The organism is Lentzea sp. NPDC005914, assembly GCF_040629405.1.
In the GTDB taxonomy this organism is placed as follows: domain Bacteria; phylum Actinomycetota; class Actinomycetes; order Mycobacteriales; family Pseudonocardiaceae; genus Lentzea.
The window spans coordinates 174,605-199,892 of sequence record NZ_JBEXVQ010000014.1 but is presented as its reverse complement, the minus strand read 5'-3'; the positions used below and the strand labels follow the sequence as shown (position 1 = coordinate 199,892).

Genomic DNA, 25,288 nt, shown 5'->3' with positions numbered 1-25,288 from the left:
GTTGGGACGCGGGGGAGCCACCGCCGAGGGGGACCCTTGCGCGAGCCTGCGGTCAGTCCTTCAGCCCGCGCGGGTGACCCGTGCGGGCTGGCCTGCGGTCAGTGCTTGAGCCCGCGCGAGGAAACCCCTGCGCGGGCCTGCGGTCCACCCGCTAGTAGACCCCTGAGCGGGCCTGCGGTCTGTCCTTGAGCACCCGCGACGAGACCCTTGCGCGGGCCTGCCGTCAGTCCTTGAGCTCGCAGATCACGGTGCCCTGCGTGATCGGGTCACCGGGAGCCGCCGCGAGACCCGTCACGGTGCCCGCCTTGTGCGCCGTCACCGGGTTCTCCATCTTCATGGCCTCGAGCACCACGATCAGGTCGCCGGCCTCGACGATCTGCCCGTCCTCGACGGCCACCTTCACGATCGTGCCCTGCATCGGCGCGGCCACCGCGTCACCGGACACCGCGGCAGACGACCCGCCCGCCCGCTTCGCCTTCGGCTTCTTGGCAGCGGCAGCAGGCCGCCCCGAACCGACCGCGAGATCACCCGGCAGCGACACCTCCAGCCGACGCCCGCCGACCTCGACCACCACGGTCTGCCGCGGCGAATCCTCATCGGAAGCGTCCGCGCTACCGGAGAACGGCGCGATCTGGTTGTCGAACTCGGTCTCGATCCACCGCGTGTGCACGGTGAAGCCCTCGGGCTTCTCGGCCGTGAACGCCGCGTCCCGCACGATCACGCGGTGGAACGGCAGCACGGTCGCCATGCCGTCCACGACCATCTCGTCCAGCGCCCGCCGAGCCCGGGCCAGGGCCTCGTCGCGGTTCTCGCCAGTGACGATCAGCTTGGCCAGCAACGAGTCGAACTGCCCGCCGATCACCGAGCCGCTCTCGACACCGGCGTCCACGCGGACACCCGGACCCGAGGGCGCCACAAACGAGGTCACCGTGCCCGGCGCGGGCAGGAAGCCACGTCCGGCGTCCTCGCCGTTGATCCGGAACTCGATGGAGTGCGCCCGAGGCGTCGGGTCCTCAAGATGACGAAGCTTCTCGCCCGCGGCGATCCGGAACTGCTCGCGCACCAGGTCGATGCCCGTGGTCTCCTCCGACACCGGGTGTTCGACCTGCAGGCGCGTGTTGACCTCCAGGAACGAGATCGACCCGTCGAGGCCGACGAGGTACTCGACCGTGCCGGCGCCGTGGTACCCGGCCTCCAGGCAGATCGCCTTGGCGGAGCTGTGGATCGTGGCGCGCTGCTCGTCGGTCAGGAACGGCGCGGGCGCCTCCTCGACCAGCTTCTGGTGGCGGCGCTGCAAGGAGCAGTCGCGCGTGCCGACCACGATCACGTTGCCGTGGGTGTCGGCGAGGACCTGAGCCTCGACGTGACGCGGCTTGTCCAGGTACCGCTCGACGAAGCACTCGCCGCGCCCGAACGCCGTGACGGCCTCGCGCACCGCGGAGTCGAACAGCTCCGGGATCTCCTCGATGGTCCGCGCGACCTTGAGCCCGCGGCCACCGCCACCGAACGCGGCCTTGATCGCGACCGGCAGCCCGTGCTCCTGAGCGAACGCGATGATCTCGTCCGGACCGTTGACCGGGTCCTTGGTGCCGGGCACGAGAGGCGCACCCGCGCGCATCGCGATGTGCCGCGCGGTCACCTTGTCACCGAGGTCGCGGATGGCCTGCGGGGTCGGGCCGATCCAGACCAGGCCCGCGTCGATCACGGCCTGCGCGAACTCGGCGTTCTCGGACAGGAAGCCGTAGCCGGGGTGCACCGAGTCGGCACCGGACTGCGCGGCGGCGGCCAGCACCTTCTCGACCGACAGGTAGCTCTCGCCGGGCGTGTTGCCGCCCAGGGCGAACGCCTCGTCCGCGAGCCGGACGAACGGCGCGTCGCGGTCGGGGTCGGCGTAGATCGCGACACTGGCCAGGCCGGCGTCACGGCAGGCGCGGATGACCCGGACGGCGATCTCACCGCGGTTGGCGATGAGGACCTTGCGCAGCGACACGGCGTCGTACCTCCTGCTGGACCGGCAATTACGGCTCTGGCTGGTGCCGCAGTCTACGGAAATCAGTGAACTCCGAGAGGGAGAGACGGCTCACTTCACATCCATCGTCAGCCCATCGGCCACAATCTGCGATGTGGGTGCATCCAGGTCCGTGCAGGTTACTGCCGTCGCCGCTGCCGTGGTCGTCGTCGCCGGGCTGGTTTACGCCTATTTCCAGCGGCCGCACCACACCGATTCAGGTCAATCCGGTACCGACACCGGAATGCGCTGCGGTACCACCGTCTGCCAGGTCATCATCGGCAAATCGGTCGGCAAGGACCTCGTCGAGCTGCTCGGCGGCACCGGTGGCGGGCGGATCAGGGTGACCGGCGAGTCCGGCCCGTTCATCTTCGAGATGACCATCGCCGAGTCCGGCGCGACCGTGAACGACAAGTCGTTGCTGTGCGCGGAGGCGCCCGTCAGCGTGTGCCTGGTTCGCGGCGCGCACAACGGCAAGGTGTTCGGCGAGGTGCTGGTCCGCAAGGACGGCACGTGGTCGCGCGTGCAAGCCGCCTATCAGGCCAGCGCCGGGTACATCGGGCTGCACGACGTCAACGAGGACGGCACCGCGGACATCGTCGCGGCCCAGCTCGGCTGCGACGGCCAGTGCAACAACGCTTTCGTGCAGGTGTTCTCGGCGATCGGGCCGGTCATCGGCTGCACGAGTCCGGCGCCGGCGCGGGAGCAGCTCAGTGGCTGGCCCGCGCCGGCGCCGAAGATGTCGCAGATCCGTCCCTGCGCCGACTCCTAGGCGTTGGCTAGCTCCCGCTCCTCGGCGGGCTCCTCGATCAGACCTTCGCTGCGCGCCACCAGCACCGGCACGGTGATCTGGCCGGCCACGTTGGTCGCGGTGCGCATCATGTCGAGGATCGGGTCGATCGCGTAGACCACGGCCACACCGGTCGCGATCACCTGCGTCGGCAGGCCGACGACGCTCAACGTCAGCGTGAGCATCGTGTACCAGCCGGTCGTGCCGGCGGTCGCCAGCGCGCCGAACACCGCGACGAGCACGATGCCGACGTACTGCCACACCGAGAGCTGGATGCCGAACAGGTTCGCGATGAAGATCGTCGCGACGGCCGGGTAGACCGCGGCGCATCCGTCCATCTTGGTCGTCGTGCCCAGCGGCACGGCGAAGTTCGCGTACTCCTGCGAGACGCCGAGGTCAGTGGCGGCCTTGCGGGACAACGGAAGCGTGGCACCCGACGAGCGCGAGACGAACGCGAACTGGATGGCCGTGCCGGCCTTGCGGAAGAACTCCACCGGCGAGGTCTTGCCGACGAACTTCAGCAGGATCGGGTAGACCACGAACAGCACGATCGCGGTGCCGATGTAGACCGCGAGGATCAGCGAGAACAGCGGCCGCACGAACGAGTTGCCGTACGACGCGACGGCGTTGCCGATGAGACCGAAGATGCCGATCGGTGCCAGCAGGATGATCCAGCCGACGACCTTCTGCACGATGTCGAAGAACGAGCGGACCAGGTTCGTGAACGGCGCGGCCTTCTCGCCGAGCGCGTAGGCGGCGAACCCGACCAGCACCGCGATGAACACGACCTGCAGCACTTCACCCTCGGTGAAGGCGCTGAAGATGTTGCTGGGAATCAGGTTGTCGAGCAGCGCGCTCCACGAGCCGGACGCGCGCTTGGCCAGCTTGTCCTCCGCGCCGGCGGCGGGCGAGATGTGCACGCCCTCGCCGGGCCTGATGATCGCGCCGACCGCGAGGCCGATCAGCACGGCGATGAACGACGTGATGGCGAACCACAGGAACGTCTTGCCGCCGAGCCTCGCCGCGGTGCGGCCGCCGCCGAGGTTCCGCAGCGACGCGATGCCGACGACGATCGCGGTGAACACCAGCGGGATCACGGTCAGCTGCAGCAGTGCCGTGAAGGTGGAGCCGATCTTGGCGAGCACGGGCGCGAGCCACGTGCCCTTGCCGAGCCAGCCGGCGAGTGCGCCGAGAACGAGCGCGCCGAGCACGGTCAGGCCGAAAACCTTGGGCTTGCGGTAGGTCTGGACGAACGACACTGGAACATCTCCTGTGCAGGGATGAGCGAATAGGGCCGGGAGCGTCAGCTCCGACAGCCCGTGCTCGTCCTGCGTGCCAGGTCTATGTGCCTGCGACGCGTCAAGTACTCGTTCACCGCTAGCCCCCAACGCCGGCGTTGGGGACAGTCTTCCCTGATCAGGCCAAGTGTGACCAGGACTACCAGAGTGTGGACACGGAAACACCCACCTGGCCGAGCAGCCTGCGGGTGATGGGCAGGCTGATGCCGATCACGGACGAGTGGTCGCCCTCGATGCCGTCGATGAACCAGCCGCCGAGGCCGTCGATCGTGAAGCCGCCCGCGACGTGAAGTGGCTCACCCGTCGCGATGTAGGCCTCCAGCTCCTCGTCCGTCGGCGTGCCGAACCGCACGGTCGTCGACTCTGCGGCCGAGGCGCGGTCGACGACTTCGCCCGCAACGACTTTGAGCACGGTGTGGCCGGTGATCAGCACGCCGCTCTTGCCCGCGACCCGCCGCCACCGCTCCCGTGCGGCCTCAGGCGTGCCGGGCTTGCCCACCAGTTCACCCTCGAACAGCAGCATCGAGTCGCAGCCGACGACGACGCACTCGACGTCGTGCTCGATCGCCTCCGCCTTCGCCGCGGACAGCGCGACGACGGTCTCCTCGGGCGTGGGGTCGACGAGCGACGCGACCAGCGCGTCCTCGTCGACACCGGACACGCGGACGACGGGCTCGACGCCCGCGGACCGCAGGACGCTAAGACGGGCGGGTGACTGGGAGGCCAGGATCAGACGCACCAGCGGAGTCTCGCACGCCCGTTTCGCGCCTCATCAGCACCGCCGCGGTCACCCCGACGACCGTGGACGCCACCAGCATGAGCAACGCGGCGCGCGTGGCGGTGGTGAAGTCGCCGGTAGCCGCCAGCACGACCTGCAGGATCGCACCGGTGCCCGCGCTGCCGAGCACGCCGCCGAACTGCCGCGAGGTGTTGTAGATCCCCGCGCCCGCGCCCATCAGCCGCGGATCGAGGGTCTTCGTGGCGATGTTGGTGAGCGGCGAGTAGACCATCCCCATCCCGCCGCCGACCACGACGAGCGCGGGCAGCAGCACCCACGGCGACCCGCCGAGCTGCAGCGTCATCACGGCGATGCCGAGCCCGAGCAGGACGAACCCGGTGATCGGCAGGTACTTCGCGCCCGGCCCGTTCGACAGCCGTCCCGCGAAGAACGCCACGACCCCGGACGCGAGCGACGTCGGCGCCGTGAGCATGCCCGCCTCGAACGCCGACAGCTTCGGCACGGTCTGCACGAACAGCACCAGCGGCACGAACAGCCCGGTGACGGAGAAGCCGATGATCACGTTGGCGACGTTGCCGAGCGAGAAGTTCCGGTTGCCGAAGATGCGCAACGGCAGCAGCGGCTCGGGGTTGCGCCCGGCCGCCTGCCAGAACACGAACCCGGCCAGCAGCACCACCCCAGCGATGATGATCACGGGGATCGTGACCGGACCGGCCACCCGCCCCCAGCCGTAGTGCTCGCCGTTCTGCACGCCGAACACCACCAGCCCGAGCCCGAGGCAGCACAGCACCACCCCGAGCACGTCGAACCGGTGCGACCGGCCGGGCTGCCAGTCCGGCACCCAGCGCAGCACCAGCGTGAGCGCCACGACGCCGATCGGGATGTTGACGAAGAAGATCCACTCCCAGCCGAGCTGCGTGACCAGGACCCCGCCGAGCAGCGGCCCCGACACCGTCGCGAACCCGGCGACCGACCCCCACACGCCCAGCGCGGCCCCACGCCGGTCCGGCGGGAACAGGTGGGTGATGAACGCCATCGTCTGCGGCGTCATGGCCGCCGCACCCAGCCCCTGAACGGCCCGCGCGGCGATGAGGATCTCAGCGCTCCCGGCCAGCCCGCACGTCAGCGAGGCCAGCATGAAGATCGCAAGCCCGGTGAGGTAGACGCGCTTGGGCCCGAACCGGTCGCCCAGCCGCCCGGTCAGCAGCAACGGCACCGCGAACGCCAGCAGATACGCGCTGTTGACCCAGATGATGTCGTTCAGCGTCGCGTGCAGACCCTCGATCATCGCGGGCATCGCGACGTTCACGATGGTCGTGTCCAGCAGGATCATGAAGAACCCGACGCAGAGCGCCGAGATGGCCCGCCAGGCGGTTCGAGTAGTACTACTGATGCGCCCTCACCCCGTTCGTCGGCACCCTCGACAGAGTGAAGCGCTGGGTGCTTGTCCTCACCGAACGCGGTTCCGATCGCGAAGGCAAGCGCAGACGGATCGCGGCACTGCTCGTGGGCCTCTGCGGCCTCGTCGGATCGTGGCTCGTCGGAACCGTGCTCGCGAGCGACCCCATCGGCTACGGCGTGCCGATCTGGCCGTTCGCCGACCGCCTCGACCGCGCGGAGAACGCACTGCTCACGCAGGTCGTCTCGTCCGTGCGCGACAACCTGCCGTTGCCTCACGACGACGTGCGGGTGCTGCGCAGGACTGATGCGTATGGCAGCGAGTTCTGGACGTTGCAGCTCAAGGTCGACGGCGAGACCCGCTGCCGGGAGGTCGCCGTCGGCTTGAACGTCACGAGCCGGCGGGTCAGTTGCTCGTAACGTCTCGGACGGCGTTCGACGCGGTGGTGAAACGAGAGCAGGGCGTCGCGACCCGGTGCGACCTACGTCCACCTCGGCCGCGTGTTCGGCAGCCGGGCCGTCGAGGCAGATTCGAGGCCGACGGCGAGGCCCGCTGCCGGGGGGTGGCCGTCGACCTGAATGTCACCAGCCGCCGGGTGTCCTGCTGGCCGATCTTGTCGGACCCCGTGAGTACGTTGAGATGTAGGGGGTTCCCGAGTCGGGAGACGCCTGCAGCAGCGTGGAGTGCCGGCATCGGCCAGGCGTGAGCAGGCAGGTACGTCCACCGTGTGGTCGTTGTGGCGTCACGGACGTGGTCAGTGACCGACTGACGCGCTCACCGTCGCTGCCAAGGAATCAGGGAGCTTTCTCGATGGCCTTCCTCCGGCCGGTTCCCGCCGCGGACCAGCAGGAAAGCAGCCCGAGAGGCTCGTCCACGGTGGACGCATCGTCAGCGAGACCGCCTGGCTAGGCCCCTCGGCGACCGCGACGCAGGCTCCCTCCCCGGCGCTGTCGAGGGTGGTCGGCGTGACAGCTCGTGGTCCGCAGCAGGTCACCAGGACGGTAGAACCGTTGAGAAGCAGGGGTTCCCGGCTCGGGGGTACGCCTGCGTGAGCCTGCTCGGCCCGAGAAGCCGGATGCCCTCCAGCACCTGGTCCGCGCTGCAAACGGCCACCGAACCCGGCGTGTGTCCTGCTGGCGATCTTGTCGGACCCCGTGAGTACGTTGAGATGCAGGGGTTCCCAGCTCAGGGGTACCCCTGCGTGAGCCTGCCAGCCCAGAAGCCGGATGCCCTCCAGGCACCTGGTCCGTGCTGGAGGAGCCGCCGGACTCGGCGGGCCGGGTCGGCCCGCTCCGAGCGCGCGACGGCCCGTCCTCACCCCGGACCGTCCAGTACCGCTAGCCGGGAAAACCAGACGCCCGCCAGGCCCCCGGTCCGTGCTGCAACGGCCGCCGAACCCGACGAGCCGGGTTAGCCCACTCGGACCGTCGCACCGGCTTGTCCTCAGCGGGCGCGGCCGAAGCCAGCCCGGCGACGACAGCGGTCAAAGCCGCCAGTTCGTAGTCATCGGGCGCGCCCTTGACGACGCGCAGCAGAGGCTGGTCCGCGCTCACAGCGGGATGTTCCCGTGCTTCTTGGGCGGCAACGTCTCCCGCTTGTCCCGCAGCATCGACAACGCCCGCGCGACGTATCCGCGCGTGTACGACGGCGGGATCACCGAGTCGACGTACCCGCGCTCAGCCGCCACGTACGGGTTGCACAGCGTGTCCTCGTACTCCTGCTGCAGCTGCGCGCGCAACGCGTCGACGTCCTCACCGGCAGCAGCAGCACTAGCGAGAGTCTTGCGGTGCACGATGTTCGCCGCACCCGAGGCGCCCATGACGGCGATCTGCGCGGTCGGCCACGCCAGGTTGATGTCGGCGCCGAGGTGCTTGGAGCCCATGACGTCGTACGCGCCGCCGTACGCCTTGCGCGTGATGACGGTGACCAGAGGGACGGTGGCCTCGGCGTAGGCGTAGATCAGCTTGGCGCCGCGGCGGATGATGCCGTTCCACTCCTGGTCGGTGCCGGGCAGGAAGCCGGGCACGTCCACGAACGTCAGCACCGGGATGTTGAACGCGTCGCAGGTGCGCACGAACCGCGCGGCCTTCTCGGAGGCGTCGATGTCGAGGCAGCCGGCGAACTGCGTGGGCTGGTTCGCGACGACACCGACGGAGTGGCCGTCCACGCGGCCGAAGCCGACCAGGATGTTCGGCGCGAACAGCGGCTGCACTTCCAGGAAGTCGCCGTCGTCCAGAACTCGGTTGATGACCTCGTGCATGTCGTACGGCTGGTTCGCGGAGTCCGGGATGAGCGTGTCCAACGAGCGGTCCTCGTCGGTGATCGAGTCGGAGATCGATCCGGCAGCCAGCGTGCCCTCGAACGTCGGCGCGTCCGAGAGGTTGTTCGACGGCAGGTACGACAGCAGTTCCTTGACGTACGCGATCGCGTCTTCCTCGTCGTTGCCGAGGTAGTGCGCGTTGCCGGACTTGGTGTTGTGCGTGCGACCGCCGCCGAGCTCCTCCATCGTCACGTCCTCGCCGGTGACCGTCTTGATGACGTCGGGGCCGGTGATGAACATGTGCGAGGTCTGGTCGACCATCACCACGAAGTCGGTCAGCGCGGGGGAGTAGACGTGGCCGCCTGCGTTGGAGCCCATGATCAGGGAGATCTGCGGGATGACGCCGGACGCGCGGACGTTGCGGGTGAAGATCTCGCCGTAGAGGCCGAGCGAGACGACACCCTCCTGGATGCGCGCGCCGCCGCCCTCGTTGATGCCGACGATCGGGCGGCCGGTCTTGATCGCCAGGTCCATGATCTTGACGATCTTCTCGCCGTAGACCTCGCCGAGCGATCCGCCGAAGACGGTGACGTCCTGGGAGAACACGCACACCGGACGGCCGTCGACGGTGCCGTAGCCCGTCACCACGCCGTCGCCGTAAGGGCGGTTCTTCTCCTGGCCGAAGTTGGTGGACCGGTGCCGCGCCAGCTCGTCCAGCTCGACGAACGAGCCGGGGTCGAGCAGGAGGTCGATGCGCTCGCGGGCTGTCTTCTTGCCCTTCGCGTGCTGCTTTTCGACCGCGCGTGCCGAGCCGGCGTGAACCGCCTCGTCGTTGCGCCGGTAGAGGTCAACGAGCTTGCCCGCGGTGGTGTGGACGTCCGGGGCGTCCGCGGGGACGTTCCCGATCGGCTCGGTCGCACTGCTCATGGGCTCGCAGCCTAACGAGAGCGTTGCTGAACTGCCCCGTGCAGTTGTCCAGGTCACGGCAATCTGTTGGTCATCTCAAGTCGCACGTACCCTCTTCTGTTCCAATAGCCTGTCGCGATGGACACCGCACTCGACGCCGAGGCGCTGCGCGCACGGCTGGTCGCACCCAACGGTCCGTACGCCGCGCTCGATGTCGTGGAGACGACACAATCCACGAACGCGGACCTGGCCAAGGCCGCTGCTGAGGGCGCGAAGGACCGCACTGTCCTCATCGCGCTGGAGCAGACCGCGGGCCAGGGCCGTCGTGGCCGCACGTGGTCGTCGCCGAAGGGCGGGCTCTACGTCAGCGTGCTGTTCCGGCCGAGCGAAGTGCCGCCGCGCCAGCTGCCGTGGCTCAACCTGATCGCCGGTCTGGCGCTGGTCCGCGTCGCCCAATCGGTTGGTGTCGAGGCCTCCCTGAAGTGGCCCAACGACCTGCTGCTCGGCCCGAAGGCGGAGAAGGGCGCCGGGATCCTGTCCGAGATCACCGCCGGCGTCTCGCAGGCCGTCGTCGTGGGCATCGGCCTGAACGTGGCGAAGCTGCCGGACGACGTGCAGCCCGCGCCGGGTGGGCTCGCACCGACGTCGCTCGAGGACACGGGCGCCTCCGAGCTGGACCGCGGCGAGCTGGCGTTCCGGCTGCTGGTCGAGCTGGCCCAGCTGGAGGGCGTGTGGCGCAAGAACGGCGGCGACGCGTTCGAGTCCGGCGTGCTGGAGGAGTACCAGGAGCACTCGGCGACCGTCGGTCAGCGCGTGCGGGTGGAACTTTCAGGTGGTGTTCAGCTTCTCGGGGTGGCGCAGCGCATCGAGGCGGACGGCACGCTGGTCGTTCGCGGTACTGATGGCGTGGATCACGGCGTGTCCGCTGGTGACGTGGTGCATTTGCGCCCCGCGTGATTAGGGTTGGCCCATGGCCTATCCCGACGACCTGCTGAGCCCGAGCGAGCACGTCGTGATCCACCGGCATCCCCACTGGAAGATGCTGCTCTTCCCGGTGTTCTGGCTGTTGGTCGTGGTCGCGCTCGGCACCTACCTGGCCGGACTCGTCGTCGACCAGTCGTGGGCCACCGTCGCGTGGGTCGCGCTCGCCGTGGTCGGCGTCGTGCTGATCATGTGGCTGACGCTCGCGCCGCTGGTGCGCTGGCGGACCACCCACTTCATCGTCACGTCGGACCGGGTGATGGCGCGCGAGGGCGTGTTCAAGCGCACCGGCCTGGACATCCCGTTGTCGCGCATCAACAGCGTCCGGTTCGAGCACAGCCTGCTCGACCGGGTGCTGGGCTGCGGCACGCTGATCATCGAGTCGGCGTCGGACGAGCCGCTCGAGTTCGACGACATCCCGTCCGTGGAGAAGGTGCACTCGTTGCTGTACCGCGAGGTCAACGACAACCCCGACGACGACTACCACCCGAGGACGCTCGATGGGCGCGCGTGAGGCCGGTCTGCCCGACGTGGTTCCTTCCGGGTCGCTGCCCTCGCGGGTGACGATCTGGGAGGTCGGTGCCCGGGACGGCCTGCAGAACGAGTCCGTCGTCGTGCCGGTGGCGGTGAAGCTGGAGTTCCTCTCCCGGCTCGCCGACGCGGGTCTGTCCGTTTTGGAGGCAACGTCCTTCGTGCACCCCAAGTGGGTGCCGCAGCTGGCCGACGCCTCCGAGCTCCTGTCCGGTTTGGACGCCAGGCCCGGGGTCGTCTATCCCGTCCTCGTGCCGAACGAGCGCGGGCTCGACCGGGCGCTGGAGGCCGGGGTCAAGCACATCGCGATCTTCGCTTCCGCCACCGAGACGTTCGCCTCCAAGAACCTCAACCGGACGCTGGACTCGCAGTTCGAGATGTTCGAGCCGACCGTGAAGCGAGCGCTGTCCGCCGGCATGGACGTGCGCGGGTACGTGTCGATGTGCTTCGGCGACCCGTGGGAGGGCGCGGTTCCGCGCGCCCAGGTCGTCGCGGTGGGCGAGCGGTTGCTGGAGATGGGCTGTTCGCAGCTGTCGCTGGGCGACACCATCGGCGTGGCGACGCCCGGCCAGGTCGAGTCGCTGCTCGAGGGCTTCCGGGACGTGACCCGGCTGGCCGTGCACTTCCACGACACCTACGGGCAGGCGCTGTCGAACACGCTGGCCGCTTTGCGTTGCGGCGTCACGACTGTGGACTCCTCGGCCGGTGGTCTCGGCGGGTGCCCGTACGCGGAGTCGGCGACCGGCAACCTCGCCACCGAGGACCTGGTGTGGATGCTCAACGGTCTGGGCATCGAGACAGGGGTCGACCTCGACAAGCTGGTCGAGACCTCGGTGTGGATGGCCGAGCAACTCGGCCGCCCGAGCCCGTCGCGGGTCGTGAGGGCACTCGCGAAGTAGTCGCCGGGCTGACCTGGCCGTGATCGCGGCCGCCCAAAATTGTCAGACCTGCCTGCCATGATTTGGAGTGGGGCTTCTCGCGCCCCCCAAGGGGACCTCCGCGATTTTGTCGGTGAGGCGCCCGGCTTCGGCGTGCGCGGCGGCGCCCGATCGGGTTGCTCGCCGTCTCCGACTCGGGTTGCTCGCCGTCTCCGGCTCGGGTGAAACCGTCGGCCGGGTGGCTGCGGCGCCCAGAGCCTCGGTCTCGCGGCTGGGCCGCTCGAAGATCACCGCCCATGGTTCCGGTACTGCTCGGTGACGTACTTCCACGTCCGGCGGGACGCACGTCGTCGGGGAGTGCCGTCGTTGCTGCCCGACGCGGGCTTCGAACTGGTCGAGCGCAGGGGAACGCGGCAGGCGCTCGTCAGCCGCGCGCTGTGAACATCCCCGTGGCGACGAACTTGAAGACCAGCTCGTCCCCGCGATGGGCCGTGCCCGCGAACTCCACGAGACCCAGCGTCGGCCTGCTCTTGGACAGCCGTGCGCTCAGCACCTCGGCGGCGAACGTCAGCGTGTCGCCCGCGTACACCGGCGCGAGCCAGGACAGCTCGCGCCCACCCGGCGAGCCCTGCGAGGTGGAGTCGGACAGGACCACGTCGACCCAGCTGCGCATCCACAGCGACGCCGTGTACCAGCCGGATGCGGACAAACCACCGAAAATCGAGTTCCGCCCCGCTTCCTCGTCCAGGTGGAACGGCTGCGGGTCGAACTTCCTGGCGAACTCCACCATGTCGTCCCGGTCGACGATTACCTCGCCGAGCGGGATGATTCGGCCTGCGGGCAGATCCTCGAACGCGATCACGTCGTTGATCGTACGTAACTGAATCTGCTGGGAACCGATCTAAGGGCGACGGCGTCCAAGAGCCCGAGCCCAGGGCTATGCGTGTGAGGGGGACTCGGTGGACGACCACCGTGCGCAGGTCGAGGAGCTGCTCGCCGACTACCGGCGCAGCCGTGAGCAGCTGGCGTCGGTCCAGCGCGAGCTAGCTGCCGTCTCCGGCCAGGCGTCCAGTCCTGATGGGACGGTCACCGCGGTCGTGGGATCCGGGGGCCGGCTCGCCGCGCTGGAGCTGTCCGAACTGGCGTATCGACGGCATCGGCCCGAACAGCTGGCCGAGCTGATCGTGCGGACGGTCGCCGCGGCTGCCGCGAGCGCTGCCGAGGACACCTATCAGACGTTGAGCGCGGTGCTGCCCGCCTCGACCGATCCCGCCGCGCTCGTCGCCGGTACCGCGGACCTGAAGCCCGCCGAGTACGAACCGGACGACACCGAGACCGTCGATCTGGGCCGGCAGCCCGTCCGCCGTCGCATGGACGACGACGAGGACAACGAGCAACGGGAGAGCTGGCTCGACTCCGAGCTCATCAACAGGAGGGTTCGATGACCGGGTACGAGGCCGACCTCGATCGGCTGGACGCCGGGGCGCGGGAGCTGCGCGGGTTCGCAGGCCAGGCCAAGGAGATCGCGGGCACGCTCGACAAGGCGCTGGCCGCGTTCGGCGCCTGCTGGGGTGACGACGCGGTGGGCCAGAGCTTCGCCGCCTCGCACCAGAAGCCTTCCGGTGACACGGCAGGGGCGTTGTCGGGACTCTCGACGACGCTGGGGGACGTGGGCGACAAGCTCGCCGCGACGGCCGAGACGTACCGGCACGTCGAGCAGAGCAACGCCTCCGCGATGAGAAGGCTGGACGGCTGACATGGGCATCGAGCTACCCGCCGAACTCACCGAGGTCGCCGCCAAGGCAGGCGTCTCGTGGCCCAAGGCGGACGAGGAAGCCATGCGCTCCAGCGCCACGGCGTGGCGCGACGCGGGCAACAAGATCAAGACCCTGGGCACCTCCTCCGACGGCGCCGCCACGCGTGCGCTGGAAGGCGTCACGGGCGCGACCGGCGACGCCGCTCGGGGCAACTGGGCCAAGGTCGTGGCCCCGGACGGCGACCTGCAGCGCGCCGCCCGCGGTTGCCACGCCGCCGCCGACCGCCTCGACCACGCCGCCCAGCAGGTGGGTGCCGCGAAGGTCGAGATCGTCCGCGAGCTGGTGACGCTGGCCAAGAACAACGACGCGGCGACCGCGTCGGCCAACGCCGGCAACCCCAACGCTCTGCTCGGGCTCGACACGCTGACTCGAGGCACCGCGGCCAACGTCGCGAACCTCCACCACACCTTGTCCTCCGCCATCAACCTGGGCAGCGGCGTGGACATGAGCCAGGCCTCGCCGCCCGTGAACACCGCACCGGGCGCCCACGGCCCCGGCGGTGGTGGCGGTGGTGGCTTGCTCGCTCCGGTCACGAACGTGGTCGGCGGCGTGGTGGCTCCCGTTGCTCAGGCCGTCGAGCCCGTTGCTCAGGTGGTCGCTCCGGTCACCGATGCGGTCGCTCCCGTCGTGCACGACGCGACGGCGCCCGTGGCTCCGGTCGTGCACGCCGCGACCGGGCCTGTCGCGCCCGTGGTCGGTGCTGTGACGGACGCTGCCGCTCCTCTGGTGGACGCGGTGCCCGGTGGCCGTGAGGCGACCGGTCCGGTGTTCGACGCCGTCGACGGTCACGGCAAGGGCGATGGCCCCGGCGATGGTCGCGGTGACGGCCCCGGTCACGGTGATGGTCCCGGCCGCGGTGACGGTCCTGGCCGTGGCGACGGTCCCGGCCGAGGCGGTCCTCAGGTGCTGCCAGGTCTCGTGGCCGAGGTGACCCAGACCGTCCAGCCCGCGGTCGCACCGGTCGTGGAAGCGATCCCGAGCGTCCAGGGCAACCTCGGCCCTGTCGCCGAAGGCACCACCCAGGCCTCCGCCGCCGTGCTGGACCCGACGCTGGTCCGCGGCGGCGAGATGCACGGCCAGCCAGCCGCACCTGCCGCCGCACCCGCCGCTCCGGCTGCTCCCGCGGGCCCGGCCCTCGGCAGCCCGCTGGGCGGCGGCGCCCCGATGGGTGGCCCGGTCGGCGGCCCAGTGGGCGGTGCCGTGGGCAGCGCTCTTGGCGGTGTCCCGTCGGCGGCTCCGGCCGCGAGTGCCCAGGTCGGCGCGGTCGTCGGCCAGCAGGGCGGCACCCAGGCGCCCGGCCAGCAGGCGGCCCAGCAGGGTCAGCAGGCGGCCAAGGCCACCGACGCGAAGGCCGCGGCCGAAGCCAAGGCAGGTCCGCAGGCCGGACCGGCGGGCAAGACCGGTGCGCCGGGGTCGGCAGGTCAGGCGGTGAGCGGCCAGTTCGGCCAGGGCACGGCAGGCGGACAGGCTTCGGTCGTCGGCCAGCAGGGCCAGCCCGGCAGCCAGGCCCCCGGTCAGCCCGGACAGAGCGGCAACCAGGCTCCTGGCCAGGGCCAGCCCGGTAGCAAGGACGCACTCGCCAAGGACCCGTCGAAGGACCCCCTCAAGGACCCGCTGCACAAGGACGGCGCGTTCGGCGAACCCGGCAGCGATGCGGCGATCCCCGGTCAGAAGGTGGGCGACACCGTCGTGGCGCCTGCCGCACCAGGGGCGGGCATCGACTTCGGCACCGCCCCGCTGGCGGGCGTCGACCTCAACGGACACCAGAGCGGCTCCCTCACGGACCGCCTCGAGCGCAACGAGGCCCTGTCCGGCGTCCCCGGCGTCGCTTACGACGTCGCCCGCCACACCTACACCGCGGCCGCCGCGGGCAGCTGGTTCATGGCGATCTTCCTGTCCGCGGGCCGAGCCCCGCGGCTCGCCCCGAAGCCCGCCAGGCAGCTCCCGCCGCCTCCGCAACCGGACGAGCAGGTCATCCCCAGGTTCGCCCCGCAGGACCACCCGCAGGCCGACCTGGTCGACACGTCCTCCGCCCGGCCCGCGGACCACTCCGACGGCCTCGGCAAGGACCACTCGGTCGTGCAGGCCTTGCTGACCGGCTACGACCCGTTGGCCGGCATGCACGAGCGCGACTGGTCGGCCCTCTTCGAGAACGAGGACGGCACCCCGCGCTGGCCGGTCGAACGCGAGGGCGGCTACGAGGACAGCCGGCCGGAGGTGCTCAAGGCAGGCGCCGAGCTCGACCGGTTCGGCACCGCGGAAGGCCGCGTCCTGTCCACCGCGGGCACCCCCTTCGCGCAACGCTCGTTGCCGCCGCAGGCCGCGGACGAGGGCTACCGCAGGTACCGGGTCGAACAGGACCTGCCCGTCCACCGCACCATCAGCGCACCCTGGTTCGGCCAGCCCGGCGGCGCGACCAGGTACCGCACCACCTACCCCGTCGCTGACCTCGTCGCGCTCGGCTACCTCACGGAGATCACCGCATGAACGTCGAGACGCTGCCCGAGTGGCTGACGAAGATCGGCGTGCCCGACGACGTCGTCAGCATCGGCGAGGAGACGGACCAGCGCTGGTGCCTGCTCGCCGACGTCGACGCCGAGACCGACGTGGTCAGGGGCTACGAGGTGTTCTGGCAGGAGCAGGGCAACCGCTACGACTGGGCCCGGTTCGACGACGAGAGCGTGGCGTGCCACTACCTCTTCGGACGGCTGGCCTGGGCCCAGGTCGCGCGCGGAAGTCTTACCGTCCAACCAGCTTGAGCGCGGAGTCGTGCAGGTGGCCGTTCGACGTCAGCACGTCGCCGCCGTCGTAACGCTCCTCACCCGACAGTGAGGTGAAACGGCCGCCTGCCTCCGTCACCAGGACCTGGAACGGGGCGATGTCCCACGGGTTCGCCACGCACTCCGCGGCGAGGTCGAGGGCACCCTCGGCGACCAGGCAGTGCTGGTAGAAGTCGCCGAATGCGCGGCTCTCCCACGTGGCGTCCACGAGACGCAGGAACGCCTCGCGCGTGTGGTGCTCGACCCACGACTTCAAGTCGGTGGTCGAGACGTACGCGTCCTCGAGAGAGCGCACCCCGGACACGGAGATCGCGCGCTCACCGGCCATGTCCGACATGAAAGCGCCACCACCGGCAGCGGCCCACCACCGGCGCCCGAGTGCGGGCGAGGACACGACGCCCACGACCGGCGTGCCGTCCTCGACCAGGGCGATCAGCGTCGCCCAGATCGGCACGCCGCGCAGGAAGTTCTTGGTGCCGTCGATCGGGTCGAGCACCCAGACGCGCGAAGCATCCAGCGTGCCACCGCGTTCCTCGCCCATCACGACGTCGGACGGGCGTTCGGCGGCGAGCACCTCGCGCACGGCGTCCTCGACCGCGACATCGGCGTCGGTGACGGGCGTGCGGTCCGGCTTGCGCTCCACGGCGAGGTCGTGAGCGCGGAATCGGGCGGAGGTGATCGCGTCGGCGGCGTCGGCGAGGCGGAGGGCGAGTTCGAGATCAGCATCGTGGCGTGACACGCGGCGATCGTTCCACGAATACGCTGGGCCCGTGAGCGTGGTGTTGCTGGCCGAGGACGACCCGGCCATCGCGGAACCGCTCTCCCGCGCGTTGACGCGGGAGGGCTATTCGGTGCAGGTCGTCGTGGACGGGCCGAGTGCCTTCGAAGCCGCCATGGTCGGGGGCATGGATCTTCTGGTCCTCGACCTCGGCCTGCCCGGCATGGACGGCTTGGAGGTGTGCCGCAGGCTCCGGCAGAACGGCAGGGGGATCCCCGTGCTGATGCTCACCGCGCGCGCCGACGAGGTCGACTTCGTGGTCGGGCTCGACGCGGGCGCGGACGACTACGTGGCGAAGCCGTTCCGGCTCGCCGAGCTGATGGCCCGCATCCGGGCCCTTCTCCGCCGCCGCGCGCCGGGCACGCTAGAGGTCAACGGCGTCCGCGTCGACCTGGCCGCCCGCCGCGTCACGGTCGACGGCGGCGAGATCCAGCTCGCGAACAAGGAGTTCGAGCTCCTCAAGGTGCTCATCCAGCGCGCGGGCCAGGTCGTGAGCCGCGACGAGATCCTGTCCGAGGTCTGGAACGACCCGGACCTCAAGGGCAGCAAGACTCTCGACATGCACATGTCGTGGCTGCGCCGAAAGCTCAGCGACGGCACCCCGAACTCGGCCGAGAAGCGCATCGCGACGGTCCGCGGCCGCGGCTTCCGCTTCAACGCCGACTGATGCGCCGCCGGATCCTGCGGGCGATCCTGCTCGCCGTCGCCGTCACGGGGATCGTCCTCGGGCTCCCGCTGGGCTACTCCGCGTTGACTCTCGTCGAGGACAACGCCCGCGGCGTGCTCACCGAACGCGCCCAGCGCATCGCGACGACCCTCGACGACCAGCTCGCCAACCGCCAGAGCCTCGACATCGAGGCCGTCCGGATCGCCATCCCGACCGACGGCCGCCTCACCGTGGTGTCCGGTGGCGCCACCAGCGTCACCGGCCCCTCGCCGGGCGACGACCCGCTGACCGCGGAACTGCCGATCGCCCAGCAGGGCACCGTCCGGCTGGAGATCCCGTCGGCCCCGATGCACACCACCCAGTTCCAGGTGGCGGGCCTGGTGCTGCTCCTGCTCGGCCTCTCCGTAGGCACCGGCACGGTCGTCGCCCTGGTGACCGCGCAAACGCTCGCGAAGCCGCTCGGCCACGTGGCTGCCCGCGCCTCGCGTCTCGGCGCCGGTGACTTCCGCGCCGACGAGCAGCGCTACAACATCTCCGAACTCGACGCGGTCTCCGAGGCCCTGGACACCTCCGCCACCGCCCTGGCCCGCCTGGTCCAACGCGAGCGCGAACTGGTCGGCGACGTCTCCCACCAGCTCCGCAGCCGCCTTACGGCCCTCCAACTGCGCCTGGAAGCCCTAGCCGAGCACCCCGAACCCGAGACTGCCCTGGAAGCCCGAGCGGCCCTCGAACAGGCCGAACGCCTGGCCGCAGTCCTGGACGAGCTCCTCGCCGCCGCGCGCGCGGCCCGAGCCGTCGGCGCCGAACCGCTGGAGCTTCGCCCGGCCCTGAACGCCATCGCCGAGGAATGGCGCGAGCAGGTGAAGAGCCACGGCCGCACCTTGCGCGTCCGCGTCCCCGACGGCCTGCTGGCCCGCGCCACCCCGGCCCGCCTCCGCGAAGCCATCGGCGTCCTCCTCGACAACGCCCTGCGTCACGGTGAGGGCGCCGTCGTCGTTGCCGCACGCAGCGAGGAGGGCACCGTCGTGGTGGAGGTCAGCGACGGCGGGTCGGGCGTGCCCGACGACCTAGCCGCGCACATCTTCGAGCGAGGCGTGTCCGGCGGTGGCTCGACGGGTGTCGGCCTGGCGCTCGCACGGGCGCTGGTCGACGCGGACGGTGGGCGGCTGGAGCTGTCCACGGCGCGGCCGGCGACGTTCGCGGTGTTCCTGCCGGTGCCCAAGGCTCAGGACGTGGTCGGCATCCCGTGGAAGGCGCCGAGCACCCCGCGCTGACGCCGCCGGCGGGGACGTCCCTACGTGACGCGCCAAGGTGACGGCTTCAAACGGCAAAGCTGGGGTTGTCAGATCCACTGTCGCGGTATTCGCCTATGCCAACGACATGGCGAACGCGTCCACCGCCTGCACGGCGTCGGTGACCTCTCTGACCATCACGTCGTGGAAGAACTCCACCTGCTCGATCCCCATGAGCAGAGGGAGGTTCTGTTTGCCGCCCCGGTGCAACAGCCGGTCACGGTCGGTTTCCACCGTTCCCCCGCGGCACGGCACAAGGAGGCCTTGCGCGTCCGTGACGCGGGACAACGCCCTGCCGGCGGTCCCGCCGCGTCACGAGTGGCCGAGCGCCTCTTCCTCGTCCAACGGCCGCCGGCGCGCGTTCTCCTCGGGGAACACCCACTTCTTGTACCCGTACCAGCGGAAAGCCATCGCGATGAGCGTGCCGATGATCTGCGCGCTCAGGAAATCCGACAGCTCCTCGGTGAACCGCGACACATGCGGCTCCTGCAGGTGGAACAGGTACCGCGCGACGTACAGCGGTGCCGAGTTCAGCACGATGCCGATGGCGTTGACCAGGAAGAACAGCGCCGCCTCGTGATGGCGTTCGCGGCCGCCGCGGGTGCGGAACGACCACTCCCGGTTGAGGACGTACGACACGATCGTGGCGACCAGGGTCGCGATGATCTTCGCCGTCACCGGGTTGTTGGGCAGGACCACGATCTTGATCCCGAAGAACAGGACCGTGTCGATCACGAAGCAGGTGCCCCCTACCAGGGCGAACTTGACCAGTTCACGATGCTTCAGCGCGATCGACCGGATCGGCTCCGGAAACCGGGACACCACTGTTTCGGCTAGGGACACGGGGAGAGTCTACGGAGATCGGGTGAACACGCCGGTCTGGACGAGCGCCGGCGTCCGGGAACACCCAGCGCCGCATCGCCCAGAACTTGAAGCCCGTGGCGAGCAGCATGCCGATGATCGAGCCCGAGACGAAGTCCGCGATCTCCTCGGTCAGCGCCGTGACGAACGGCGCCTGCAGGTCGAAAAGGTGCCGCGACAGGTACAGCGGGAGGACGTTGATGCCCACGCCGATGCCGCTGACCAGGAAGAACAGCGCTGCCTCGTGGTGGCGCTCGCGGCCGCCGCGGGTGTGGAACGACCATTCGCGCGACAGCACGTACGAGGCGATGATCGCCACCAGCACGCCGATGACCTTCGCCGTGACGACCTTGTCGGTCAGCACGGTGAGCTTCAACGCGTACCAGACGCCGTTGTCGATCAGGAATGTCGTGCCGCCGACCACTGCGAACCGGATCATCTCGCGGTGCTTGTGAAGCAGGAACTGGAGTGGTTCTGGCAGCCGGCTCATGGCGCGGCGAACGACTGGCAGCACCGCGTCAGCTTACGGATCAAGATAACGGCGCCTGCCTCCGGGTGTTACCAACGACCACTCGGAGGCACCTGACCTGCACGTTCAGTGACGACGAAAGATCAACTTTTGATCAACTTCGGGCCGGCGGGCACGGCGACCCCAGCAGGTCCGGGATCAACCACGGGAGCAGACCGGGCTTGCACGGTTCCTCCGACCTCGGCGGCGCGGTCGGTTCCGGCGACGACGGCGGCACGGACGGCGTCGGCGAACCGGTCGACGGCGGCAGCACCGGCGGAAGCTCCGGCGTCAGGGTCGGCAGCGGGAGCGGCAGCGTCGGCGTGCCCGGCTTCGTGGGCTCGACCGGCGTCGGCTTCACGGGCGGCGTGGTGGTGGTGGTCGTCGGCGGAACCGTCGTCGGCTCAGGTGAGGGCGGCGGTGGCGGCAGGTCGTCGACCGGCGGATGGCCCGGCCACCCCTTCACCGGCACGACCACGGACTTCGTCGCGTTGCCCAGCGTGGCCGTGACGGTGATGTTCCCGTCCCGGCGCCCGAACGTGAAGAAGGACATCCGGAACTGGCCGCCCTTGTCGAGGTCGGCGACGCACTGGATCGACCTCGTGCTCGTGTGCGAGCACTGGCGATACGGCGTGTAGATCACGATGTGGTCCGTCGACGTGACGTCCAGCTTCAACGTGCCCGCGCGCGGGCCCTTGTTGCGCACGTCCACGTCCGAGCGCGGGTGCCAGTACAACTGCTCCTGCCACGTCGTCACGGAGAGCTCGATGTCGTCGTTGATCGGCGGCACGTCGACCGCGATGCTGACGTTGACCGAGATCGCGGTGCCCGCGGAGATCGTGCCCGTGATCGTCCCGGTCGTGGCTTCCTGCGTCGCCTTCAGCCGGAAGAGGAACGTCGCCTGCCCTCCGGGCGCGATGCCCTGCGGCGTGACACAAGTGATCATGCCGCCGCCGGCCGGGCAGTTCACGGTCTGCTCGGTGGAGCCGTCCGTCTGCAGCAGCCGCGCCGCGAAGGACGCCGGCCCGCCGGTCGACAGCACGCCCGGAGGCAGGTTCAGCACCATGCTCGCGGGCGGCGCCGGGGTGCCGCCCGTGTTCCGGACGGTGATCGGGAAGTCCTTCGGGTCCTCGCCCGGCGTGAGCGTGAACCCGCTCGGCGTGGTCGGCGTGAGCGACGCGGGCGGCGGCGTCGGCGCCGGAGTGGGTGTCGGTGCCGGAGTCTCGGACGGCGGCGGGGCGGGCGCCGGCGACGGAGTCAGGACCGGCGGCTCCGTCGTGGGCGACGGCTGCTGCGCCGGCGGAACGACCGGCCGTGGCGGCTGGACCTGGGTCACCGCGGGCGGCGGCGGTTCCGCGGCCTGCACCTGCGGCGCCTGCTGGTCCCCGCCACCCGCGGTCAGCGCGATCACGACGGCGGCGGCCACGGCGGCGGCGGAACCACCGACAGTGATGAGCTGACGGGGGATCGAGGCACCGACCGCGCCCGCACCACCGGCGGCCGCTCCGGCACCGACTACGGCCGTGGTCGTACCGGCCGCCACCAGGTAGGTCGTGGCGCCGACACCGAGCACCAGCGGCGCGACGAAGATCCGCAGCGCGCCGTTGACGTCCGCGAGCTCGGCCGCCAGCGCCCGGCAGCGACCGCACTCGTCGAGGTGTGCCTCGACCTGAGTCGCTTCCCTTTTGGACAGCCCGGCGCGGGTCCAGGCGCCGAGCCGGTCGACGGTCGCCTTGCACCGCTCGGTGTCCGTCTCGGCCAGGTGCATCTGCAGGTACTGCTGCTTGAGGCCCTCGCGCGCGCGGTAGGCGAGCGCGGACACGCCGTTGGCCGTCAGCCCGAGCAGCGGCGCGACGTCGGCGGGCGACTGACCCTCGATCTCGGTGTGCCAGAGCACCATCTGCCAGCGTTCCGGCAGCGCGGCGAACGCGCGGGCGGCCAAGCTTCGTTCCAGCCCGGCCACCGCGGTGTCGCTGAACTGCACGGCCGGCGCGACGTCGGTCATGTCCTCGGTGAGGTCGACCTTCTTGTCGCGCCGGGTCTTGTCGTACGCGGTGTGACGCAGGGCCGTGAGCAGGTACGCGCGGAACGCCGAGTCGGGGCCGCGGCCGGCACGGAGCGTGTCCAGCACCTTCGCGAACGCCTCGGACACCAGGTCGTCGGCCTCGGCCTGCGAGCGGGCCAACTGGCGGGCGAGGTTGTAGGCCGCCGAGACGTGGCGTTCGTACAACTGGCCGTAGGCGTCGATGGTCCCTCCGCGCACGGACTCGATGAGTTCCGCGTCGCTGGGCCCCTGGACGTCTGCAGGAACGGTCGCCAAGTCTCTGTCCCCTCCTCGCGGCGCTCAGTGTGACGCACGACGTCGCGAAGAGTCATCTCAATCCGTCACCGAAAGTGTGAGTGCCTTTGAACTCACGCCTTCAGGCGGTCATCGCCTTGCGGCGGCGACGTTGGCCCGCGCCAGGTGGTGCGGGTCTTCCCGTGGCAGTACCCGCTGCCCACACGGTGTGGGTCTGACATGGGTTTCCATCGGGCGTGTTTGACGTCCCGGCGCAACTCTCCGTGGACGTGCTGCCAGCCGTCTCGCCGACGAGTGCGGCGAGGTTGCGGGCGGCGTTGAGGTCGCGATCGAGCACGAGACCGCACTCGTCGCAGTCGAACACCCGGACGCGCAGCGGCAGTTTGGCTTTCACCGCGCCGCAGTCCGAGCAGGTCTTCGAGGACGGGTACCAGCGGTCGGCGACGATGAGCCGAGTGCCGCTCCAAGCTGCCTTGTACTTGGTCTGCCGCAGCACCTCTCCCAGTCCGGCTCCGGCTATGTGGCGGGCCAGGCGTCGGTTGCGCAGCATCCCTGCCACGTTCAGGTCTTCCAGCACGACTGCGCTGAATCCGCGCAGCAGGCGAGTGGTGAGCTTGTGCAGGCCGTCGCGGCGCGCGTTCGTGACCTGCGCGTGCAGTCTGGTGATGCGGGCCCGGGTCTTGCCCCAGCGGTTCGACGGGATCTGGTTGGTGCGCCTGTCAGGACCGGTGCGGCGGGAGGCCTGGCGCTGCAGGCGGCGCAGCTTCCGTTGAACGGTTTCGAGGTGCTTCGGGTTCGGGACGACCTCGCCAGTGGAGAGCACCGCGAGCGATTTGACACCGAGATCCAGACCGACAACCGGACCACTTCGGGTGGGCGCCGGGTCGTTGCGGGCGACCTCCACTGAGAACGCGCAGAACCAGCGTCCTGAGCGGCAGGACACGGTGACGGACCGAATGCGTGCCGTACCGCGCTCCACGTGGCGGGCCAGTTTGCGAGTGGACTCACAGGTGCGCACCGTGCCGATACGGGGCAGCTTCACGTGCCGCCGATCCGACTTGACCAGGCCGAGCGCGCCGGTGGTGAACCGGCACGACACCCCGGCCCGCTTGCCCTTGAACCTCGGGAACCTGGCCCTCGGCCCACGCCGCTCGCCGGTGCTGGAGTCTTGCCAGTTCGTCAGCGCTGCGGCGAGATTGGCCAGCCCCGACGAGTACGCCTCCTTGGAGTTCTCGCCCCACCACGGCGCGACTTCCTGTTTGGCCTGGTTCCACGCCTTGCGCAGGCTGTAAGCCGACCACGGCACCGATGGAGTGAGCTGATCGCCGGAAAGGCCGTAGGTCTTCTCGGCGGCACGCTGGTCGAGGTTCGCCCTGATCCGCGCCAAGCCCCAGTTGAACGCGTACCGCTGCGCACCACAATGCGACCGCAGAGACATCTGCTGTCCCGTGGTCGGATCGAGGGCGAACCGATACGCCTGAATCACCATGACCATCTCACCGTCACGGTAGCGAGCGGCACCGACAGTCCAGGCTCGCAGCTGGAGGGACTCACCCATCTGTGTTCGAGCTCGTTTCAGACTGCGGTCTCAATCCCCCACGCGGGTTGCGTCACGATCGGGCACCGGCCGCGTCTCCCACCTGGAATCGCGAGAGCTGAAGGGAGACCGGGTGGGTGTCGCACAAGCGGAACGCCTGCTGAAGTCCAGGTGGCGGACCGCCACCATGGCCGCAGGCTGGGCGTTCCCCGCAGACTGGCCGCTCGCCGAGGTCGACGACGTGTGCGCGGCGATGCTCGAGGACGCGGACCCCGGCGACGCGCTGATCCGGCTGGGCCGGGCGCGTGCCGAGGCTGGAGCGGGCCTGAGCGAGACGCTGCTGGATTTGGCCGCGTTGCACGCCGTCCTGACGGACGCGTCGCACATCGTGTCGCCGAACGTCGACGCGCTCCCTTCACGGATGCTGCGCATGACAGCGCTGGGATGGGCGGACGTGGTGACGAAGCAGGCCGGCGACTGCGCGGCCGAAGATCCTCTGACCGGGCTGGCGACGGCCGCGTACCTGCGGACTCGTCTGGGTGAGGTGTACCGGGAGACACCGGTCGTGTCCCTCGACTACGCACTGGTGCTGCTGCGCCTCGACGTGCACCGCGCCTCGGGCTGGTCACGTGTCGTCGCGATGACCCTGGTCTCGGACGCTCTACGCACCGTGTTCGACAGTGGCGAGACGTTGGCGACCCTCGGCCCGTACGTGGCCGCGGTCCTCGTACGGCGTGACGAACTGCTCGCAAGGCGCATCTCCAACCTGCGCGTTCTGGCCGCCGACCGGCTGGCGGACGACCCCAACGTGCGGCCCGTCGGGCCCGCGAAGGTGTGGACCGAGAGGTTGCCGGACACGCACGCCGAGGCGTGCGCGCTCCTGACCTCGCTCGGGCGCTGACCTGTCCCCTGTCCCGCGCCCGAGTGCTTCCCGTCCCCACCGGGTTGCTTGAACGTTC

General features: G+C 70.1%; 26 protein-coding genes. 13 read left to right on the top strand and 13 right to left on the bottom strand.

Annotation, left to right across the window (positions count from 1 at the left end; all coding sequences use genetic code 11):
• Positions 1–223: 223 nt before the first annotated feature.
• Positions 224–1,990 carry an acetyl/propionyl/methylcrotonyl-CoA carboxylase subunit alpha gene (locus ABZ345_RS21565; RefSeq protein WP_359851329.1) on the bottom strand — a complete coding sequence of 589 codons (1,767 nt, stop codon included), beginning with the start codon at positions 1,988–1,990 and terminating at the stop codon, positions 224–226.
• Positions 1,991–2,141: 151 nt separating this feature from the next.
• On the opposite strand from ABZ345_RS21565, the gene ABZ345_RS21560 reads away from it, so the two are divergent.
• Positions 2,142–2,780, top strand: coding sequence for a hypothetical protein (locus tag ABZ345_RS21560; protein WP_359851327.1), 639 nt, complete (start codon positions 2,142–2,144; stop codon positions 2,778–2,780).
• Here the strand turns inward: ABZ345_RS21560 and ABZ345_RS21555 are convergent.
• The 3 genes from ABZ345_RS21555 to ABZ345_RS21545 all read right to left on the bottom strand — a co-directional run bounded on the left by ABZ345_RS21555 (position 2,777) and on the right by ABZ345_RS21545 (position 6,195).
• The gene (locus tag ABZ345_RS21555) at positions 2,777–4,057 is read right to left on the bottom strand and encodes a dicarboxylate/amino acid:cation symporter (RefSeq protein WP_359851326.1); all 1,281 of its coding nucleotides are present in this window, start codon (positions 4,055–4,057) and stop codon (positions 2,777–2,779) included. The genes ABZ345_RS21560 and ABZ345_RS21555 overlap by 4 nt on opposite strands.
• Positions 4,058–4,235: 178 nt before the next feature.
• Complete coding sequence (locus ABZ345_RS21550; protein WP_359851323.1) at positions 4,236–4,835, bottom strand: nucleoside triphosphate pyrophosphatase; 600 nt, start codon at positions 4,833–4,835, stop codon at positions 4,236–4,238.
• Positions 4,795–6,195, bottom strand: a complete 1,401-nt coding sequence (locus tag ABZ345_RS21545) for a DHA2 family efflux MFS transporter permease subunit (protein ID WP_359851422.1) — start codon at positions 6,193–6,195, stop codon at positions 4,795–4,797. The genes ABZ345_RS21550 and ABZ345_RS21545 overlap by 41 nt, the downstream gene beginning before the upstream one ends.
• 68 nt (positions 6,196–6,263) lie before the next feature.
• Here ABZ345_RS21545 and ABZ345_RS21540 point away from each other — a divergent pair, with 68 nt between their 5' ends.
• Positions 6,264–6,653 carry a hypothetical protein gene (locus ABZ345_RS21540; RefSeq protein ID WP_359851320.1) on the top strand — a complete coding sequence of 130 codons (390 nt, stop codon included), beginning with the start codon at positions 6,264–6,266 and terminating at the stop codon, positions 6,651–6,653.
• A 918-nt stretch (positions 6,654–7,571) separates the two neighbouring features.
• Here ABZ345_RS21540 and ABZ345_RS21535 read toward each other — a convergent pair.
• Entirely contained in the window at positions 7,572–7,787 is a 216-nt protein-coding gene (locus ABZ345_RS21535) for an acyl-CoA carboxylase subunit epsilon (RefSeq protein ID WP_359851318.1), read from the bottom strand.
• Positions 7,784–9,421, bottom strand: a complete 1,638-nt coding sequence (locus ABZ345_RS21530; protein WP_359851315.1) for an acyl-CoA carboxylase subunit beta — start codon at positions 9,419–9,421, stop codon at positions 7,784–7,786. Before ABZ345_RS21530 ends, ABZ345_RS21535 begins: the two co-directional genes overlap by 4 nt.
• Before the next feature lie 117 nt (positions 9,422–9,538).
• Here ABZ345_RS21530 and ABZ345_RS21525 point away from each other — a divergent pair, with 117 nt between their 5' ends.
• The 4 genes from ABZ345_RS21525 to ABZ345_RS21510 all read left to right on the top strand — a co-directional run bounded on the left by ABZ345_RS21525 (position 9,539) and on the right by ABZ345_RS21510 (position 12,231).
• Entirely contained in the window at positions 9,539–10,357 is an 819-nt protein-coding gene (locus ABZ345_RS21525) for a biotin--[acetyl-CoA-carboxylase] ligase (protein WP_359851312.1), read from the top strand.
• A gap of 13 nt (positions 10,358–10,370) precedes the next feature.
• A complete protein-coding gene (locus ABZ345_RS21520) occupies positions 10,371–10,895 on the top strand; it encodes a PH domain-containing protein (RefSeq protein ID WP_359851309.1) in 525 nt (174 codons plus the stop codon).
• Positions 10,882–11,811 carry a hydroxymethylglutaryl-CoA lyase gene (locus tag ABZ345_RS21515; protein ID WP_359851306.1) on the top strand — a complete coding sequence of 310 codons (930 nt, stop codon included), beginning with the start codon at positions 10,882–10,884 and terminating at the stop codon, positions 11,809–11,811. The genes ABZ345_RS21520 and ABZ345_RS21515 overlap by 14 nt, the downstream gene beginning before the upstream one ends.
• A 294-nt stretch (positions 11,812–12,105) precedes the next feature.
• Positions 12,106–12,231 (top strand): hypothetical protein, encoded by a 126-nt coding sequence (locus tag ABZ345_RS21510; protein ID WP_359851303.1) that lies wholly within the window; start codon positions 12,106–12,108, stop codon positions 12,229–12,231.
• Here the strand turns inward: ABZ345_RS21510 and ABZ345_RS21505 are convergent.
• Positions 12,215–12,652 (bottom strand): MaoC family dehydratase, encoded by a 438-nt coding sequence (locus ABZ345_RS21505; RefSeq protein ID WP_359851300.1) that lies wholly within the window; start codon positions 12,650–12,652, stop codon positions 12,215–12,217. The genes ABZ345_RS21510 and ABZ345_RS21505 overlap by 17 nt on opposite strands.
• Before the next feature lie 97 nt (positions 12,653–12,749).
• Here ABZ345_RS21505 and ABZ345_RS21500 point away from each other — a divergent pair, with 97 nt between their 5' ends.
• The 4 genes from ABZ345_RS21500 to ABZ345_RS21485 are packed head-to-tail and all read left to right on the top strand — an operon-like array spanning position 12,750 to position 16,366.
• On the top strand, positions 12,750–13,235 hold the full coding sequence (locus ABZ345_RS21500; protein WP_359851297.1) for a YbaB/EbfC family nucleoid-associated protein: 486 nt from the start codon (positions 12,750–12,752) through the stop codon (positions 13,233–13,235).
• Entirely contained in the window at positions 13,232–13,546 is a 315-nt protein-coding gene (locus tag ABZ345_RS21495; RefSeq protein WP_359851294.1) for a type VII secretion target, read from the top strand. Before ABZ345_RS21500 ends, ABZ345_RS21495 begins: the two co-directional genes overlap by 4 nt.
• 1 nt (position 13,547) lies before the next feature.
• Positions 13,548–16,094, top strand: a complete 2,547-nt coding sequence (locus ABZ345_RS21490) for a glycohydrolase toxin TNT-related protein (RefSeq protein WP_359851291.1) — start codon at positions 13,548–13,550, stop codon at positions 16,092–16,094.
• On the top strand, positions 16,091–16,366 hold the full coding sequence (locus ABZ345_RS21485; protein ID WP_359851288.1) for a hypothetical protein: 276 nt from the start codon (positions 16,091–16,093) through the stop codon (positions 16,364–16,366). Before ABZ345_RS21490 ends, ABZ345_RS21485 begins: the two co-directional genes overlap by 4 nt.
• Here ABZ345_RS21485 and hisN read toward each other — a convergent pair.
• A complete protein-coding gene (hisN, locus tag ABZ345_RS21480; RefSeq protein ID WP_359851285.1) occupies positions 16,347–17,126 on the bottom strand; it encodes a histidinol-phosphatase in 780 nt (259 codons plus the stop codon). The two genes, ABZ345_RS21485 and hisN, sit on opposite strands and share 20 nt — an antisense overlap.
• 31 nt (positions 17,127–17,157) lie before the next feature.
• Between hisN and ABZ345_RS21475 the strand changes: the two genes are divergently transcribed.
• Positions 17,158–17,832: a response regulator transcription factor gene (locus ABZ345_RS21475; protein WP_359851282.1), complete on the top strand. Its 675-nt coding sequence runs from the start codon at positions 17,158–17,160 to the stop codon at positions 17,830–17,832.
• Positions 17,832–19,106, top strand: a complete 1,275-nt coding sequence (locus tag ABZ345_RS21470) for an ATP-binding protein (protein ID WP_359851279.1) — start codon at positions 17,832–17,834, stop codon at positions 19,104–19,106. The genes ABZ345_RS21475 and ABZ345_RS21470 overlap by 1 nt, the downstream gene beginning before the upstream one ends.
• A gap of 93 nt (positions 19,107–19,199) precedes the next feature.
• Here ABZ345_RS21470 and ABZ345_RS21465 read toward each other — a convergent pair whose 3' ends face one another.
• From ABZ345_RS21465 to tnpB, 5 genes are all read right to left on the bottom strand, one after another.
• Complete coding sequence (locus ABZ345_RS21465; RefSeq protein WP_359851276.1) at positions 19,200–19,358, bottom strand: hypothetical protein; 159 nt, start codon at positions 19,356–19,358, stop codon at positions 19,200–19,202.
• 78 nt (positions 19,359–19,436) lie between these two features.
• Positions 19,437–19,967, bottom strand: a complete 531-nt coding sequence (locus ABZ345_RS21460) for a GtrA family protein (RefSeq protein WP_359851273.1) — start codon at positions 19,965–19,967, stop codon at positions 19,437–19,439.
• The gene (locus tag ABZ345_RS21455; protein WP_359851419.1) at positions 19,897–20,475 is read right to left on the bottom strand and encodes a GtrA family protein; all 579 of its coding nucleotides are present in this window, start codon (positions 20,473–20,475) and stop codon (positions 19,897–19,899) included. Before ABZ345_RS21455 ends, ABZ345_RS21460 begins: the two co-directional genes overlap by 71 nt.
• 133 nt (positions 20,476–20,608) lie before the next feature.
• A complete protein-coding gene (locus ABZ345_RS21450; RefSeq protein ID WP_359851270.1) occupies positions 20,609–22,813 on the bottom strand; it encodes a sigma-70 family RNA polymerase sigma factor in 2,205 nt (734 codons plus the stop codon).
• A gap of 100 nt (positions 22,814–22,913) precedes the next feature.
• Positions 22,914–24,350: an IS607 family element RNA-guided endonuclease TnpB gene (gene tnpB, locus ABZ345_RS21445; RefSeq protein WP_359851267.1), complete on the bottom strand. Its 1,437-nt coding sequence runs from the start codon at positions 24,348–24,350 to the stop codon at positions 22,914–22,916.
• A gap of 112 nt (positions 24,351–24,462) precedes the next feature.
• On the opposite strand from tnpB, the gene ABZ345_RS21440 reads away from it, so the two are divergent.
• Entirely contained in the window at positions 24,463–25,230 is a 768-nt protein-coding gene (locus tag ABZ345_RS21440; RefSeq protein ID WP_359851264.1) for a GGDEF domain-containing protein, read from the top strand.
• Positions 25,231–25,288 lie beyond the last annotated feature (58 nt).